16 protein-coding genes are annotated in these 16,747 nt (G+C 30.4%); 6 read left to right on the top strand and 10 right to left on the bottom strand.

Annotated elements, in window-relative coordinates; genetic code table 11:
- Window positions 1-243 precede the first annotated feature (243 nt).
- On the bottom strand, window positions 244-2,439 hold the full coding sequence (rnr, locus tag ACUUYC_RS07360; protein ID WP_474265001.1) for a ribonuclease R: 2,196 nt from the start codon (window positions 2,437-2,439) through the stop codon (window positions 244-246).
- 280 nt (window positions 2,440-2,719) lie between these two features.
- Between rnr and ACUUYC_RS07355 the strand changes: the two genes are divergently transcribed.
- The 4 genes from ACUUYC_RS07355 to rpiB all read left to right on the top strand — a co-directional run bounded on the left by ACUUYC_RS07355 (window position 2,720) and on the right by rpiB (window position 5,503).
- A complete protein-coding gene (locus ACUUYC_RS07355) occupies window positions 2,720-3,646 on the top strand; it encodes a diacylglycerol/lipid kinase family protein (RefSeq protein ID WP_474264999.1) in 927 nt (308 codons plus the stop codon).
- Window positions 3,647-3,783: 137 nt separating this feature from the next.
- Entirely contained in the window at window positions 3,784-3,957 is a 174-nt protein-coding gene (locus tag ACUUYC_RS07350; RefSeq protein WP_474264997.1) for a hypothetical protein, read from the top strand.
- A 117-nt stretch (window positions 3,958-4,074) separates the two neighbouring features.
- Window positions 4,075-4,317 (top strand): DUF2007 domain-containing protein, encoded by a 243-nt coding sequence (locus ACUUYC_RS07345; RefSeq protein WP_474264996.1) that lies wholly within the window; start codon window positions 4,075-4,077, stop codon window positions 4,315-4,317.
- A gap of 751 nt (window positions 4,318-5,068) precedes the next feature.
- Window positions 5,069-5,503, top strand: coding sequence for a ribose 5-phosphate isomerase B (gene rpiB / locus ACUUYC_RS07340; protein ID WP_474264995.1), 435 nt, complete (start codon window positions 5,069-5,071; stop codon window positions 5,501-5,503).
- A 70-nt stretch (window positions 5,504-5,573) separates the two neighbouring features.
- On the opposite strand, the gene ACUUYC_RS07335 is transcribed toward rpiB, so the two are convergent.
- From ACUUYC_RS07335 to ACUUYC_RS07300, 8 genes are all read right to left on the bottom strand, one after another.
- Window positions 5,574-6,002, bottom strand: a complete 429-nt coding sequence (locus ACUUYC_RS07335; RefSeq protein WP_474264993.1) for a hypothetical protein — start codon at window positions 6,000-6,002, stop codon at window positions 5,574-5,576.
- A 19-nt stretch (window positions 6,003-6,021) separates the two neighbouring features.
- Window positions 6,022-6,375 (bottom strand): hypothetical protein, encoded by a 354-nt coding sequence (locus ACUUYC_RS07330; RefSeq protein ID WP_474264992.1) that lies wholly within the window; start codon window positions 6,373-6,375, stop codon window positions 6,022-6,024.
- Between the two features lie 3 nt (window positions 6,376-6,378).
- Complete coding sequence (locus tag ACUUYC_RS07325) at window positions 6,379-6,642, bottom strand: hypothetical protein (RefSeq protein ID WP_474264991.1); 264 nt, start codon at window positions 6,640-6,642, stop codon at window positions 6,379-6,381.
- Window positions 6,596-6,802, bottom strand: coding sequence for a hypothetical protein (locus ACUUYC_RS07320; protein WP_474264990.1), 207 nt, complete (start codon window positions 6,800-6,802; stop codon window positions 6,596-6,598). The genes ACUUYC_RS07325 and ACUUYC_RS07320 overlap by 47 nt, the downstream gene beginning before the upstream one ends.
- A 115-nt stretch (window positions 6,803-6,917) precedes the next feature.
- The gene (locus tag ACUUYC_RS07315; RefSeq protein WP_474264989.1) at window positions 6,918-7,451 is read right to left on the bottom strand and encodes an SUKH-3 domain-containing protein; all 534 of its coding nucleotides are present in this window, start codon (window positions 7,449-7,451) and stop codon (window positions 6,918-6,920) included.
- 2 nt (window positions 7,452-7,453) lie between these two features.
- The gene (locus tag ACUUYC_RS07310) at window positions 7,454-8,266 is read right to left on the bottom strand and encodes a YwqJ-related putative deaminase (protein WP_474264988.1); all 813 of its coding nucleotides are present in this window, start codon (window positions 8,264-8,266) and stop codon (window positions 7,454-7,456) included.
- Between the two features lie 6 nt (window positions 8,267-8,272).
- Window positions 8,273-10,468 (bottom strand): hypothetical protein, encoded by a 2,196-nt coding sequence (locus ACUUYC_RS07305; protein WP_474264987.1) that lies wholly within the window; start codon window positions 10,466-10,468, stop codon window positions 8,273-8,275.
- Between the two features lie 210 nt (window positions 10,469-10,678).
- Complete coding sequence (locus tag ACUUYC_RS07300) at window positions 10,679-14,062, bottom strand: hypothetical protein (protein WP_474264985.1); 3,384 nt, start codon at window positions 14,060-14,062, stop codon at window positions 10,679-10,681.
- Between the two features lie 289 nt (window positions 14,063-14,351).
- On the opposite strand from ACUUYC_RS07300, the gene ACUUYC_RS07295 reads away from it, so the two are divergent.
- Both ACUUYC_RS07295 and ACUUYC_RS07290 read left to right on the top strand, forming a co-directional pair.
- Complete coding sequence (locus ACUUYC_RS07295) at window positions 14,352-14,798, top strand: GNAT family N-acetyltransferase (RefSeq protein ID WP_474264984.1); 447 nt, start codon at window positions 14,352-14,354, stop codon at window positions 14,796-14,798.
- Between the two features lie 3 nt (window positions 14,799-14,801).
- The gene (locus ACUUYC_RS07290) at window positions 14,802-15,092 is read left to right on the top strand and encodes a hypothetical protein (RefSeq protein ID WP_474264983.1); all 291 of its coding nucleotides are present in this window, start codon (window positions 14,802-14,804) and stop codon (window positions 15,090-15,092) included.
- Here the strand turns inward: ACUUYC_RS07290 and ACUUYC_RS07285 are convergent.
- Entirely contained in the window at window positions 15,089-16,726 is a 1,638-nt protein-coding gene (locus tag ACUUYC_RS07285) for a S41 family peptidase (protein ID WP_474264982.1), read from the bottom strand. The two genes, ACUUYC_RS07290 and ACUUYC_RS07285, sit on opposite strands and share 4 nt — an antisense overlap.
- Window positions 16,727-16,747 lie beyond the last annotated feature (21 nt).

Raw genomic sequence — 16,747 nt, 5'->3', positions numbered from 1 at the left:
ACAAATTTGTAATACAAATTCACTCGAAATGACGCTTAGCGTTGTTAAAGAATTGAAAGATATTTATTTTATATTCTCAATACACAATACTAACTTCTCAATACTATTTTTTTGCGTTAAGGATTGAGGTTTTGTCGGAGCTCTTTTTAGAAATTTGATTGCTGCTTTTGCAGTAATTACATTTTTTAAAAAGCGACTACCGAAAGCCTGACCTCCATTTTTTTTGGAGGAAACGCCCAACTATTAAGCTTCTACTTCAACACGTTTTCCAATGAGACTAAAATCTAAGTGACGTTTTACTAAATCTGTATCTTTTACCATTACAACAACCTCATCTCCAAGTTGGTATATGTTTTTGGTTACTTCACCAACTATAGCATATTGCTTTTCATCAAAGTTGTAGTAATCGTCTTTAATATCGCGAATACTCACCATTCCTTCACATTTGTTATCAATGATTTCTACATAGATTCCCCATTCGGTTACACCAGAAATAACACCTATAAATTCTTCATCTTTATGATCTTGCATAAATTTGATTTGCATGTATTTTGTAGAATCACGTTCTGCTCTTGCAGCCAAACCTTCCATACTTGATGAATGTTCACATTTTGATTCGTATTCTTCCGCATTTGCCGATTTTCCACCATCTAAATAGTGTTGTAATAATCGATGTACCATAACATCTGGATAACGACGAATTGGCGATGTAAAGTGCGAATAGTAATCAAACGCTAATCCGTAATGACCAATGTTTGCTGTTGTATATTTTGCTTTGCTCATACTTCGAATTGCAAGCGTATCAATCATATTTTGTTCACCTTTTCCTTTGACATCTTCCAATAATTGATTTAGTGAATTTGTCGTGGTTTTTCTTGATTGTAGGTTTAATGAATACCCAAATCGAGAAATTATATTTTGCAGATTCCCCAGTTTTTCTGAATCTGGTTCGTCATGAATACGATAGATAAATGTTTTTTCAGGTTCTTGTTTTCCAATAAACGCAGCAACTTTTCTGTTAGCTAGTAACATGAATTCTTCAATGAGCTTGTTTGCATCTTTTTGCGTTTTGAAATATACACCTTCAGGATTACTGTTTTCATCTAAGTTGAAACGAACTTCTACTTTGTCAAACGAAATTGCTCCTTGTCGCATACGTTTTCCACGCATTATTTTTGCTAGTTCATCTAGTTTTAATGTTGCTTCTACAATAGCTTTGTCAACTTTGTATGCTTTTCCTGTTAGTGAAATGTCTGCAGGAATTTCATCACCTTTTGTTTCAATGATTACTTGTGCTTCTTCATAAGCAAATCGTTTGTCTGAATACGTTACTGTACGACCAAACCATTCATTTAGTACTTCTGCTTTTTTGTTGATTTCAAATACTGCCGAGAATGTATATTTTTCTTCATTTGGACGTAATGAACACGCGCCATTTGAGAGAATTTCAGGTAACATTGGTACCACACGATCAACTAAGTATACAGATGTTGCACGTTCATATGCTTCATCATCTAAGATACTCCCTGGTTTTAAATAGTGTGAAACATCTGCAATGTGAATTCCTATTTCATAGTTACCATTTTCGAGTACTTGAAACGATAATGCATCATCAAAATCTTTGGCATCTTTTGGATCGATGGTATACGTTAACACGTCTCGCATGTCTCTACGTTTTTTGATTTCGTCTTTTTGAATAGAGGTATCAATTTTGTTTGCAAAGTGTTCTACTTCTGCAGGAAATTCGTATGGTAATCCGTATTCTGCTAAGATGGAATGAATTTCAGTATTATGTTCACCTGGTTTTCCAAGTACTTGTTTAATGATTCCAAATGGAGAATCAGCGCGTGCTGGCCAATCTTCTATTTCTACTACTACTTTGTCACCATCTTGAGCAAAGTTAATTTTGTTCTTTGGAACAAAGATATCTGTGTACATTTTTTGATTGGAAACTACCACGAATGCAAAGTTTTTCTGCATTTGTAATACGCCAACAAATTCTGTCTTTTTACGTTTTATAATATTCGTAATTTCACCTTCTGGTCTATTATTTTTACGACGTTTATATACGTATACTTCTACTTCATCACCATTTAACGCTCTGTTTAGTTTGTTATTTGGTACAAAAATATCTTCTTCAAATTCATCACATATTACGTATCCTTGTCCGCGTGCAGTAATGTCAGCAATTCCTGTGTAATATTCAGTAGAACCAACTACTTTGTATTTTCCACGTTCAACTTCTTCAATTTTTTGCTTTGCTTTCAGCTTTTTAATCGTTTTTATGATCTGATTTCTTCCGCTTGTATCATTTATGTTGAGTTTTGCGGCTATTTGTTTGTAGTTATAAACTTTGTTTGAAGACTTTTTAAATATTTGAAGGATCGCATCTGTTAGATTTGGAATCTTGTGCGATTTCTTTTTTTTCTTTCTTGTCATTATATCATTCTATTTTACACGATTTCGTGTATATTTTCGGTTTTTTGTTATTATTATTTTTTGATTATGAAAAAAGCGTACCGAAATTGCTTTTTGGAATTTTTACTTATTGAATTGATCGAAAAATACAAATTAATTCTGTCAGGAATGTTGCTGTTTTAGAAATTAACGATTTCTTATAAAAACACAACGAGTAGGAGAGAAGTATTAAAAAATTCTGGTACAAATATAGTAATATTTTACAATTCGTATTTTGCAACAGATTAAATTCGTGTTATGTATGTGTAAAGATAAATGGTTTTTGATTGTGAATCCTACTTCAGGAAGTTTCTCTGGAAAACGAAAATGGAAGCAAATTTCTAGAGAGTTTGAAGCTTTGAATATTCCATTTGATTTTGAGTTTACTACAAAACCTCAACATGAATATCAATTGGTTATTGAAGGTTTAGAAAAAGGATATCGAAAGTTTGTGAGTATTGGTGGTGATGGAACTTTACATCATATCGTAAATGGTTTGATGGAACAAAAATTGGTTTCACAACACGAATTGAAACTTGCAGTGATTCCGCTAGGAACCGGAAATGATTGGGTAAAAACGTATAAAATTCCTAAGAATATTAAAAAAGCTGTTGCCATTATTAAAGATGAACATACTGTTTTACAAGATATTGGAAAAATTTCATTGTTAAATTCTAATACAACTGTATTTTTTAATAATGTAGCCGGTTTAGGATTTGATGGTTATGTAGTGAAACGAAATGAACGATTGAAATTTTTAGGAGCTGCTTCTTTTTTAGTTTCTACTGTATTGAGTTTGGCAAGTTATAAATCAACTTCGTTTGTAATTGAAAGTTCTGAAAAAAAGTTAACTACTAAATCGTTATTAACAATTGTTGGAATTTGTCAATTTTCTGGTGGTGACATGCAATTATCAAAAGGTGTAGATCCTGCCGATGGATTATTTGATGTTTCGGTTGCTAAGCATTTTTCTTTGTGGAAATTATTACGAAATGTTGTTGGTTTGTTTAATGGATCTATTACAGATCATCCATTGGTAGAAACTTTTAAAACAAATGAAATTACAATTACAACTTCAGCAACTGAGGTATTTGTCCAGGCTGATGGCGAATTGATTGGAACTGGTGGATTTAGTGCAATTATTTTACCAAAAGCGTTGCAATTTGTGGTTCCTGAATTAAACGATTAAATGTTTTTAATTGACTATCAAGCATTCATAAAAATGGGATTTCTGAAAAAAAGTTAAAGAAATCTTAAAAAAAGTGTAACATTTCTGTTTTTTCTTCGTCTATATAGAAAGTCCAGTTAGTTTTTAACTACTATTTTATGAAACGAGTGTACAAAGTTATTCTACTATTTTTAGCGATCTTCTTGATCGGTATCTTCTCGTTTGGTAGTTATATTAACTCTTCTCTAAAGAAAGAACAAGATACGAGAGCTGTAGATATTCAGAAAGATTCTTTAAAAAACGCAGCTATAGATACGTATTATTTAAACTAGTTTTCTTATTTTTAAGTAATTACTCGATAATCGAGATTTTATTTTTTTTTTAATTTATCTCTATTTTTTAAATCCTTTCCTTCATGTTCTTTTCATGAGAAAGTTATTTTTTAGTATATGATCAATTTTGTGACTGTAGCGACATTTACGTATCCTTTTGAATATGCAGTTTTACGAATTGTATTAGATCAGAAAGGAATTACTTATGTGTTTGAAAACGAAACCATGTTGAGCGTTTTTCCATTTTATTCAAATGCAATTGGTGGCATTTCTTTGAAGGTTCATAAAAACGATGTACTTATTACACAACAAATTTTAGAAGATTTTGAGAATAAACAATCCCATTTACGAATTGTGTAATTACCTTTTTTTGTAGTTTTCTATTACTTCTAAGTTATCATTTCTAAAAATCATTTTAAAGGTCACGTTTGACGTTTTAAACAAGTTTTGGTAATAGATACTTCTTCATACAAGTTTCTTTCTAAAATTCATTCTAAGCATCATTTTAAAGAATAGAAAACTCTTTTTAACCAATCAGACAAAGATGAAAAAGCAATCAATTTTCTCTTTTAAAAACTTCAATTTTTCACAAATGTTATAAACATTAATAATATATATATTTCTTTCTTTTATAAATTTAAAAAAAATAATGATGGTTATTATAGCGTGTGAATAGGTAGCAAAACTTTTTTACTTTTTCATAGGAATTGTTTCTTATCGAATTTCATGAACAACTTATGAAAAGGTTAATGTATTCAAAATAAGATTCATTAGCTAGGTTATCAACAGTTATTAACAACCTTTATACACAGTATTTTTTTGATAAAAAGTTGGTTCATTTTTGTTAACAATCAAGAAAGCGACTCTTAATAAGTTTGCAAAAAAGAAGTGCTAAATAAATTGGTAAACTCAGGTATTTGTTTGTATTGTAAAATTATTTGAAGGAACAAAATTTTGTTCTTAGTTTTTAACTACTAGATATCAACAATTAGTGTTAAGTTATAATATTCTCATTGTTAAGTTATTGTGAAATGAAATTAACATTGACTTTTTTCGGTTGTTCACAAGTCTATTCATACCTTTGTTTTCAACAAACACAACAACTTATTTTATGAAAAATATTGTTATCGGTAATGATCATGCCGGAACCGATTATAAAAACGCTATTGTAGCCCATTTGGAAGCTAAAGGATATGCTGTTCAAAATTACGGAACAGATACAAATGATAGTGTAGATTATCCAGATTTTGTACATCCAGTTGCTTCAGATGTGGATAGTGGAAAGGTTCCTTCTGGAATTATTATCTGTGGAAGTGGAAATGGAGCTTCTATGACTGCTAATAAATATCAAAAGGTACGTTCAGCTCTTTGTTGGACCAAAGAAATTGTAGCGTTAGCCAGGCAACATAATGATGCGAATATTTTGAGTATTCCTGCACGTTTTACGTCAATTCCACAAGCAATTGCAATGGTTGATACGTTTTTAAACACTGAATTTGAAGGTGGAAGACATCAGAATAGAGTAAATAAGATAGCTTGTAGTTAGTTAGTAATTGTGAGATTAAGAGATATAAAAAAAGCCAACTTGTTTAGAGTTGGCTTTTTTGGTTTAAAAATTATTCATCTACTTTATTAAACCCTGCTTTTTTTATAAATGTACTTTCTAATTTTAAAATTTCTTTTTCCGACAATTTAATTTCTTTATTGATATTAGCTAATACATGATTTAAAAATTCAGTATCAATATTGATAGTTGGATATTTTTCCATGTACGTTATAATGTATTGTGGCCAAAACCATTTTCCATCTGTATAAATAGAAAGATACCCTATAAAATCATCATCATTGTAATTATCTGTATCAAAATAGGGATCATTAGCATTTTCAATAAAACCCATTAAAGGAACACACAATTTTCCTTTTTTAAGATATTCTAAAACTTCTTTTCTTTGTGTATTTTCTTGTGTATCAGAACTTATTAATTCACTAATACTTTTTGCATAGCGTTGATTTTCATGTTCTTTTATAAAACCAAAATATTTCATATTTTAATAATAAATTTATTTATTCATCTAAAGAATATATAGCTTCTAAGAAAAGTTGATATCTAGCAGGTTGTTTTTCTCCATGCGAAAATATTAGGAGATGATTGTCATCTAAAATATAATACAATCCTAAGTTTGATTCTTTAGATTTATATGCATTATATTGAGTAATTTCTATTTGTAATTCTTGAATAATTGCATTAAAATTTTCTTCTCCTAATATATTTTTAGAATCTTCAAAATAATTATCTATGATATCCCATATTTTAAACGTTTTGTGATATCCTTTTATAGTAAATTCTTTTTTGTCTTTATATAATGGATCTTCTAAACCATCATATAATTTTTCTATATTATTGTGTATTAATTTCATAGTTTAACAATTCTCCTTTTTATCCCAGGTTTTATCAATTATATTCCATTCGTAAGTATCTGAATACTCTTCCATGATTATTTTTTCAATGCCATTTTTAAAATTTTTAGAAACTATAATTGGAAACTCTCCCATCAAATATATTGTTCCGTATTGATCACATTCAACTGTTCCGCCATCATGAGAATTTTGGTAAAATCCAATAGGAAAAGTTAATACATTATTTTTTAGTGAAGGTTTTTCTAAATAGGATTTTATTTGGATCATTAATTTGTACCATTAAATCTCTAAATTCATATAAAAACTCTTTTAAAAATTCAGGTAATTCATTGAAATACTTAATTTTATCATACTTCTTTTGAAGACTTCTTCCTTCATACCAACCTGCATTTTGAAATTGTTTTTGTACTTCTTTATTGAATTTCATTGTGGTAGTTATATAATTTCTGAATACTTAAATGTAGTAATAAATTTTAGGTGTTTGTAACTACAAGATTTATATATATAGAAAAACCCAACTTGTTTAGAGTTGGGTTTTTTGTTTAAAAATTATATATGAATTTATATGTTTGTATATCAACAACAGTATTAACACCTTTTTTGTATTCTAACCATATTTCATCGTCATCATTTGTAGGGTCTAATTCTAAAGTATCAAAAACTCTCATTCTAATGATATTTTCTATACCTTTATATAATTCTTTTCCACAACAATAAGCATATTCTCCTAATAGATATACATAACCATTTTCATCTATAGAAACGTCATATGACTCTGGAGTATAATGTGCAATAGGATATAATTTTCTTTCTAATTGTTCCGCATAACCCTCAGAAATTCCATTAATACCTTCAGTTTTTGAAATATCGAAGTTAATATAGTTTGTTACTTCTGATTTCACAGGAATTTCAGGTGTAAAATCTGAAATTTTTAATTTACTATATTCAAACATGAAATCTTGAATGAATTGTGGGTAGTTGTTTTCTTCCATGTATAATTTATTTGAAAAGTCCTGTCTATTAGGTTTCCATCCATGGTTTTTTATATGTTTTTGTAATTCTTTTGAAAATTTCATAATTAAATAGGATTTATATCTTGTAGTATATTAAAATATTTTAACATAGGAGTACAACTTTTACAGGCTGGTTTAAAAGATCCTCTTAAAGAAGGATTTGTAGTTAAATCAGCAGCCTTAGAAATTGTTCCTTCTAAAACTCTTCTTATTTCGTTAATATTCATTTTTTTGTTTGGGTCTATTTTCCATAATAATTCTGATAAAACTTCTGCTTCAGCACATTTTCCATGTTGCCAACTTCTAGGTATTATTCCATCATCCATTTTTTTAAGTACTACTTCTAACCAATCTTTTAACATAGGATGAAAGTGTTCAGGTATTACTCCTCTTTTTAACCCTTTTATACTACTACCTCCAATTGTACCGTGATTAGGATGCTCTATAATAGAAACAGCTCCTTTTCTTTTATTTTTCTTTAGTGTTAATAAATCATTCCAAACAGTTGTTACTAAATCATTTAAGGTGTTTTTTGATGCAGATGAGACTTTTACACCTAATCCTTTAGTATTGTAAGCGACATCATATAAATGATCTTCAATTGTTTTTCCAGCTGCTTTAGCATCATCACTATATTTTGCTACTTGTTTTGCAGCTTGACTTTCTGTTAATCCATCATGTAAAATATTTCCATATTCATCTTTAATAAAAAATTTTCCATTATTATTTTGAAAAATTTTTAAACACCCTAATATAATAGAAGTATTTTTATGTTTCCTTAATTCTAATTTAGATTTTTTTAGTAAAATATTTATTTTTTCTCTTCGTTTTTTTCTTTTTTCCCATGGATACATGAGAATTTTTAATAGTTTTCTCATTATATATTATTTTATAGGACAAAAGGTTAAGGTATCTCCTGCAGCATTTACTTTTGAAGGAGCTAAACCTGCATCTTCAAAAGCTTTTCTAGTAGTTTTATTAGGAAATAGTTTTTTAAATGCGTCATCTAAAAGATTCTTTGCAACTGTTGATACTTCATTGAACCAATTGGCTAGTTTTTTTAGAAGTTTAGGAATTTTGGTTACGAAATTTCTTAAGTATGCCATGAATTTTATCACGAAATCAAAAGAGAATTTTATCGTTTTCACAACACCTTTCCCAACGAGTTTAGGAAGTTTACCAATTCCTTTAATGATAGATAAATATCCTTTCGCTGTTATTTGTAATGCTGTACCTACTGTTTTTGCGCCTCCTGTTGCAATAGCAAGTACTACTTCAGAAAGTATGAAACCGACAAAGTATCCAATTCCATATCCCAATACATCAAATGAGATACTTATATTTAAATCTATTTCGGAGACTTTCTTTTTGGCAGCATTGTACTTTTTCTTTGCTTTTTCAATCACTCCTTCTACAAATTCTTTGTTCTCTTTTGTAGGCTTTGGAAATATGTAGAATTTTACAATTTCATACAGGAATCTAACAAAAGCAAATACATTTGTTGGCGAGAAGAATTTGAAAATTGTTTCCATTGCATTTTCAAATAATTCTAAGAATAAACTGAAATAAGTTCCTGGATTTTGAAGAATTTCTGATCCTGCTTCTACTAAAGCATTGACACCTTTACAAATCATACTGATTAATTGTAATATACCTGTAACAGCATCAATTAAACTATTGTATAATCCAATAATAAAGGCATTGCAGTAAATAAAAATTTTCTCTAAACCATTTAGAATGATTTTTACAACTTTCTTGATTAAAGCTTTTACTTCAGACAAAAACTTAAAAACTCCTTGCAACTTCTTTTTAGCATATTTGATAAGCGAAGAAACTTTTAGACTTTTAACACTTGTTCTGAGATCTTCTTCTGATTTGGTAATTCCGCCTTCAAGAGATGTCAACGATTCTTTATTAATACTCTTTTTTAAGTCTTTTTGCGCTTCGTTTTTATCTTTGCGTTGACTTTTTGGTATTTCGTTTTTCTTTAAAACTTTTTCATCGTCCACCAATTTTTGCAATGTTTTAATAAGTCCGTATCCAGGAAGAAGCGGATCGTACGATTGATTTAAGTTTCCATCTTTATCATACCTTTTCCAAGAATTAGTATCGTCAATTCTAAAGAAATTGATACCTTCTGTAAGTGTATCAAAAATAGCAGCAATACCACCAAGTGCAAAATTTGAAGCTATTTTTAAAAGCTCAAATCCAGCTTTCACAAAATAACCAGTTTCTTCATTTTTTTCTGTGACATGATCTTTTAGAAGTTCAACTATTTTTCTTTTAGAAATATCAATGTTGTAGAGTTTACAAAGCTTTGCTATTAATCGAAAAGGAAGTCTTGAATCTTTAGAAATTGCACTTCCAGAACGTACTCTAAAAACCGAACCTGTGAAATTGAAACCATCATCATTTTCAACGAAGATGACCATTTCATTTGGTAGTAAATTTGTGACTGTTTGAAATGCTCTTTCTAGCTTTGCACCATCATTTGAAATCATCATTACAACAGAAACATTAGCTTCAACCAAATCTTCTTCTAAATCTCTAAAAATGGGCTCTAATTTTTTTCTCTTTGCAACATCTTGTTTGTTTTGTGCAATTGTTGCTGCATCATTTTCAATGATTTCATCACCTTCAGCTCTATCCTTTTTATCATTAGTAATAATTACTTCTTCTAAGCCACTATTTACATTAATTAATGCATAGTACTCTCCTTTGTAAGAAACTATTGGGACTTCTCCGAGATCTTGACTTCTTAAAGGTTCAATACCACCATAATCATACTCAAAATTGTTGACAATTCTTTGCCCAACTTCTTCATAAGGATCTATATATCTTAAGTATTCTTCAAAAACTCTAGCCCGAATTATTCTATAGCCGCTTTCTCCGCTTGAGAATGCTGTTGCTACATTATCATCGTATTCATTTAAAACAACTTTAATGTAAAAACCATAGCCAACAATGTTATTACTATCATTTCTTTTAAGGACTTCATAGATGTCATTAAACACAGTTACGTGACCATATGGTTTGTAGTGTTCAGTAAAATTTGATAATCCGTATTCGTATACATACATGATTTTATTTTTTTAAATTTTTATTGAGATTTTTTGTCAAATTTTGGCACTAGTAAAGCTGTCCCGAAACTAGTTCGGGACTACTTTTACTCGATAATCGAGATGTAAATACTTAAAGGTTTTCCTTGGTATATTCATCTGAATATCTGATACACACTTCAAGATAAATTCCCGAAGTAATTGACTAAAAAATCTATGATTAATTAAGGGCTATTGTACCGTAATTGGGCTCACCGTTTCGCTTCCAACTCCTTCACCACCACCAATCAATTCGTCATTTTGTGAAATTGGATTCGTAGAAACTTGGTTTCCGTCAGTATCTAATACAGGATTTCCATCAGAGTCAAATTGTAACCAGTCGTCACAATCTGTATTACATGGCAATCCTTCTACATCTAAGCCAATAGCACCAGCTTGAATTACCGTTAATGAAGTAGGTACACGTGATTCCCATGTTTCCTCTACTTCACTTTCAGGATTACGTAATTCTTCTACAATTGATACAAATTCTTCATCGTTAAGTGTAGGTACTTGTCCACCATTCCAAATTTGTCCAGTTGCTATATACCAGTTTACCATTTCTTCAAACCCTGGACGAACGGTAATAATTACACGTGCCATTCCACTTTGTAAAAAGGCTCTGAATAATGGATCATCATTTTTAACTTGGTACAATTCTCCCCATTTTTCTTTACTTGCCCAGTAGAAAGGATAGAAATTATAACTCATAATATCCCATTCAAAAGCTTGTTCAAAGAATTTCACTTGTGCTGCATAACTATCTAAAGCAGGATTTGAATATTTAGCTGTAACTTCTGTTAAAGATTGTCTGTTATTGATTAAATCTTTTCCTAAGTTTTCATGACCAAGTAAATATGAAATACAGTTTTTACGTAGCACCGTTTTTTCAATTTCTCTATAGAAACCTGGGTTGATTGCAATTGCTTCTTTTTGCTTTTCTTTTTGTGCAGCATACTTTTCATTGTATTCAGCTAAACGCTCTTCATATGCTTCAATAATAGCATTGAACGTTTCAATTTGCCATCTTTCTATAGTTTCTGGAAGCACTTTTAATTTTACACTTACTGTAGAGTTTCCAGATAAATGTTGGTGAGAAGAGAAAGATACTGGAACATTACCCACGTGTTTAGGAATAGTATATTCATAACCTTTAGCATTCATTTTTACACTTCCAACAATAATTTTAGTAGAATTTGGCGGGCCATCTATACTATCTGCCCAATATGCTTTTGCTTTTGTAGTGTAGTATCCTTCTGGAATATCGAGTTCGTCATCTTCACCAAATCTTTCATGATTGTTACTGGTTACTTCTACTGCTTGATATGAAAAAGCTTTTCCGATATACATACTTTCTACTGGTGGCTCTGAAACCTCAGCATTATAAACAGCTGCCCAATGTTTATACGTATTACTAGTAACAGCTTTATGATTTTTCATGTTTTCAACAGAAGCAGTTCTAGGATCTAAAGGTTCAACAAGAATATCTTCTTCATTACTGATTTGAATAGCTAATTCATGAAAAGAAGCTGGTTCTGGAATCATGAATTCATACATCAATCGTTTTCCATAATTTAGAATCTTATTTTCGTATACTTTATCAACCCAACGATATACACCAGAAATATGCTTATCTCCTTTACGATTATCGAATCCATGTGAAGTGTTTTCTTCGTATTCTTCAATAACTTTAGTAACACGTTCTTCACGTATTTTTTGCACAACTCTATCTAATGCTCTTTCTGTAACTTCTTTTGCATGAGTAATAGCTTGATTATTAGATTCCTCAGAAGAAGTATTATTTGAAAAACTAGCTCCTGCGTTAGCACTATAACCTCCTTTACTGTAACTAGCTCCTGCATTTGCATTAGTTGATTGATCTTGAGAACTTATTGAAGCAATCTCTTGATTCATCTCAAAACGATCTGTAGAAGTAGTTTCTGTAAGGTTTTCTCGTTCGCTTTCGCTAGAAAAAGTATCGGTAGTTTCTTGACGACGTGTACGTTTAGTTTCTTTAGATTTGTATTCACGTGCCATGATGTTTTCAATATGAGAAACCTCACCTGGAACGTAGCAACATACTTCTTGTTCTACTTTACGATAATCAGCAATTCCTAAACGTTGAATACCAAAAGCTACAGGAGCTTGCGCTGGTGGATTAGTAGTACTCGGCTCTAATTCTCCTAGGTAGCATTTTTTTGTGAATCCGGCAATATTTGTGTCATAGACTTCTCCATTAGAAAATTCAATTGTAATATCAATTTCTTGAGGTTGTGTTAAATCAATTCCTTCATTACATAATACCAAAGAAACTTTCGAGCCTAAGTTAAACTCTGTGAAATCAGTAAATATATTGTTTCCAGTTTCAAATGTTACAGCTACTACATCATATGACGAATTTGGAAGGTTGATTGTTAATAATACATTAAATAATGAAGATCCAATTTTCTTTCTAGGACATATATTATATGAGAAAGGTATTATGGTAGCATCATTAGATATTGGTACAGAAACTCCACCAGGAATTACTACTTGTGGAAGTTCAAAATGTGTGTTTTCAAAAATCTCTGTAGTATTTGATTGAATTTCATCAGCAATAGCATCTTCAACTTCTTGTAATGTAGTTGCATTGTTTTGCCCTTCGAAATCAGTTACAACTTGTAATGCAGGGACGCTTAGTCGAGCACCTAAAGTTGCTTTGTCTAATTCATCAGTCGCAACAAAGTCATAATCAGGAATTACTAAATTCGTATATTCTTTTACTACAGAAGTTGCTCCAGAATCTTGATCAGTAACAACACGTTCTACAATTGTTGCAGCAGCATATGCAGCTTTTACATCTTGATCATATGTTTTTTGATAAGCAGCTTTTGCTTTTGTATTGTCTGTATCATATAAACTTTTAGCTTTAGAAACTTCTTTAGCAATTGCTTCTAACTCAGCTAAGTTTTGCTTTGCTATTACGGTATCCATTTCTTTTTTGAAATGTTTCTCAGCAACTTTAGGCTTTCTTGGCGCAGTTGGCTCAACTTCATAATTGAATAAATTTTTATCAATTATTACTCTAGCTTGTGCTACTTTTTGTAACTCTACTGCTGTACGTTCAACCTTATCACGGTTTGTTAAAAAGAAATCAGCAACTAAGTATGATAATAATAAATCTCTCATGTATGAGTCACCAGCAGTCAAAATATTGAAATGTAAATCATCCCAAATTTGTACCATGCTTGGAATCGTACTGTTGGCAGCATAAAAAGCATCAATTTTATCTGTAATTTCTTGAAGCGTAAACTTTGTTCTGTTCGACGTTAACCATGTTGCAAATTCATATAAATCTGTATTTACAGCTTTTAAAGCACTTTTTGAAGCATAAGTAGCTGTATAGCCAGCAACAGCAGTATCAACCGCTTGTTTTTTAGCTTCAGGCGTCGCTGCTTGTGAAGCTGGATTGATAAACGTGCTTGTTTCATTTTCAGGAAACTGAACAAATCCTAATTCTTTTTCTTCGTCTCCAATAAGTTCTGGAGCTCGCATTGTCACAAATCGGTACAATGTGTTTTTGATGTTTTGTTTCATCTTTTTTAAATTTTTAATCGTTTTAGATGTATTTTGAATAAACTGTTTCCGCTTTTCTAATAACAGCACTTCTTTTCTGTACGATTAAAAACTTATTGTCATTTCTTTCAATATTCAATCAAATGTTTGAATATTTCCTTTAGAAATTAAATAATCCATTTTTTTCAGCTATACTTGTATTGTTTTATAGCTTTTATGAATAAATAACAAGGCAAATATAAAACATATTACAAATAAAACAAAACATATTACAATGTATTTTGTAAAATGTTTGAATATTTTTTATAAGATGTTGACAGTAAGCGTAAAAACTTTTAGTGAATTTTCCATTGATGAATTGTATGAAATATTACAATTGCGAAGTGAAGTGTTTGTGGTAGAACAAAATTGTGTATATCAAGATTTGGATGGAAAAGATAAAAAAGCACTTCATGTAATTGGTACTAAAGATGGAAAAATAGTTGCGTATACACGATTGTTTGATGCTGGTGAATATTTTGATCAAGCAAGTTTTGGTAGAGTAGTGGTTTCAAAAGATACACGTGCTTTTGGTTATGGTCATATAATTATAAAAGCCTCTATTGCGGCTATTCATAAATATTACAATACTATAAGCATTAAAATTTCAGCACAGATGTATTTAAAAAAATTTTATGAATCACATGGTTTTTCACAAGTAGGTGATGAATATTTGGAAGATGAAATTCCACATATTGCTATGGTTCGAAATATTTAAGAGATGAAAATAAGTTGTCAACGATGCAATCCTAATGAGGTATTTGAAATCCCTGATTTTTCTTGTGAAGAGAAGCAGCAGCTATTAGAAATGAACACTAGTTCTTCAATGTTAGCAATCCAGAAAATAAAAACGTTACATAATATATCACTTAGTAATGCAAAATTTATAGTGCTTCATCTTACTAAAGAAGTAACAAAGTGTCATCGTTGTAATAGAGCATTAGATACACAAGAATATATTTCTTGTCCAAAATGTAAAGCATTAAATTTTAACTGGAATGTAAATCTTTAATTTAAGATGTTATCATATTCGCTTTTGTTCGCTAAAATTTCAGTCGCTTTTTTGATGGTTTCATCATTCGTTAATTGATACTGAAATAAACCTTCTCGGTAGAAATAACGCTTTAAAATTTCACTTTTAAGCTCTTTCATAATTTCACCTTTGTACGTGTCAAGTGCATCTAATTTACTTTGTTTTATAGAAGCTAACAATTCATCATACTCTTTAGAAACATCTTGTCCAAAGTCTTTCGCTTCTTTTGTACTCATAGCTCTTTTCAATGTTTTTTCAGTTTCGGTTTCATAAAAATCCAATCCTGAATTTTCTATATTTTGTTTGAATTCATTGTAGTTAGAAGAATTAAAAGCAAATGCATTCATATCTGTAAATGCATTTTTGTTGTAGAACTCTGTTGCATAATCAAAGATGACTAAATTTCCGAGTAACGATTTTGTAAAATCACTAGTTTTTTGAGAAGCAATTTCAATATCTGGATTGATTCCGCCACCATCATAAACTGTTCTTCCTTTCTTTGTTTTAAACGCGGTATAATCGTTTTCATTCGTTCTAACAGCATTTCCATCTTTATCTCTATTCCAATAATCTAATGCTTGAATACAACGTCCTGAAGGCGTATAATATCTTGAAATTGTTACTTTTAATTGTGTTCCGTATGTTAACTTTTTAGGTTGTTGTACCAACCCTTTTCCAAAACTACGCGCACCAATAACAACAGCTCTGTCTAAATCTTGTAATGCTCCTGAAACAATTTCACTTGCAGAAGCACTTCTACCATTTACTAAAACAACCAATGGAATTTCAGTATCTACAGGTTTTTTTCTGGTTTTATAGGTTCTGTTGTACTTTTTAACTTTTGATTTTGTAGTAACAATCACTTCCCCTTTTGGTACAAATAGATTTACAATAGCAATAGATTCGCGTAACAATCCACCAGGATTACCTCGTAAATCTAATACAATACGTTCTGCACCATCTTCTTTTAATTTTTCTAAAGCGTCTTTTGTTTGTGCGCTTGCTTTTTTATTGAATTTTGCTAGTACAATGTATCCAGTTTTATCATCAATCATTTTAAAGAAAGGAACGGCGTCTACTTCAATTTTACTTCGTGTTAATTGTGTTTTATATTCTTTTCCTTGACGTTTGTAAACGATGTTTATTGTACTATTTGCAGCACCTTTTAGCAATTCTCCTGTATCTTCTTTAAAGTTTGCGATTACGATATCATCAATCTGAATAATTTCGTCACCAGCTTTTAATCCAGCTTTATCAGCAGGATAATCTTTATAAGGTTCAATGATGGTAATTTTTTTATTGTTTCTTCGAACAGAAGCACCGATTCCTGAGTATTCTCCAGCATTTCTAATTTTAGCCGCTTCCACATCTTGTTCGTTGTAAAACTTTGTATACGGATCTAAATCGTTGAGCATTTCCTTAATGGCATCGTCCATTAGTTCAGCCGGATTGGTTTCATCCACATAATTCATATTTAATTGCTTAAACATGGTTGTGAATATTTCAATTTGCTTCGCGATTTCAAAAAAGTCACTTTTAAAACTTACAGTTCCGAATAGGAATATGATAGCTAATGCAGGAAGTATAATTCTTTTTTTGAGTATTTTTTTCATTATCTTATATCATTAATAGCT

Source organism: Kordia sp. E, from assembly GCF_056033805.1.
This window is presented reverse-complemented; position numbering and strand designations above follow the sequence as displayed.

Coding starts and splice junctions, on each gene's coding strand:
- ACUUYC_RS07355 (WP_474264999.1), top strand. CDS start 2,720: ATGTGTAAAGATAAATGGTTTTTGATTGTGAATCCTACTTCAGGAAGT.
- ACUUYC_RS07345 (WP_474264996.1), top strand. CDS start 4,075: ATGATCAATTTTGTGACTGTAGCGACATTTACGTATCCTTTTGAATAT.
- ACUUYC_RS07285 (WP_474264982.1), bottom strand. CDS start 16,726: ATGAAAAAAATACTCAAAAAAAGAATTATACTTCCTGCATTAGCTATC.
- ACUUYC_RS07315 (WP_474264989.1), bottom strand. CDS start 7,451: ATGAAATTTTCAAAAGAATTACAAAAACATATAAAAAACCATGGATGG.
- ACUUYC_RS07310 (WP_474264988.1), bottom strand. CDS start 8,266: ATGAGAAAACTATTAAAAATTCTCATGTATCCATGGGAAAAAAGAAAA.
- ACUUYC_RS07325 (WP_474264991.1), bottom strand. CDS start 6,642: ATGATCCAAATAAAATCCTATTTAGAAAAACCTTCACTAAAAAATAAT.
- ACUUYC_RS07300 (WP_474264985.1), bottom strand. CDS start 14,062: ATGAAACAAAACATCAAAAACACATTGTACCGATTTGTGACAATGCGA.
- ACUUYC_RS07295 (WP_474264984.1), top strand. CDS start 14,352: ATGTTGACAGTAAGCGTAAAAACTTTTAGTGAATTTTCCATTGATGAA.
- ACUUYC_RS07320 (WP_474264990.1), bottom strand. CDS start 6,802: ATGAAATTCAATAAAGAAGTACAAAAACAATTTCAAAATGCAGGTTGG.
- rnr (WP_474265001.1), bottom strand. CDS start 2,439: ATGACAAGAAAGAAAAAAAAGAAATCGCACAAGATTCCAAATCTAACA.
- ACUUYC_RS07305 (WP_474264987.1), bottom strand. CDS start 10,468: ATGTATGTATACGAATACGGATTATCAAATTTTACTGAACACTACAAA.
- ACUUYC_RS07350 (WP_474264997.1), top strand. CDS start 3,784: ATGAAACGAGTGTACAAAGTTATTCTACTATTTTTAGCGATCTTCTTG.
- ACUUYC_RS07335 (WP_474264993.1), bottom strand. CDS start 6,002: ATGAAATATTTTGGTTTTATAAAAGAACATGAAAATCAACGCTATGCA.
- rpiB (WP_474264995.1), top strand. CDS start 5,069: ATGAAAAATATTGTTATCGGTAATGATCATGCCGGAACCGATTATAAA.
- ACUUYC_RS07290 (WP_474264983.1), top strand. CDS start 14,802: ATGAAAATAAGTTGTCAACGATGCAATCCTAATGAGGTATTTGAAATC.
- ACUUYC_RS07330 (WP_474264992.1), bottom strand. CDS start 6,375: ATGAAATTAATACACAATAATATAGAAAAATTATATGATGGTTTAGAA.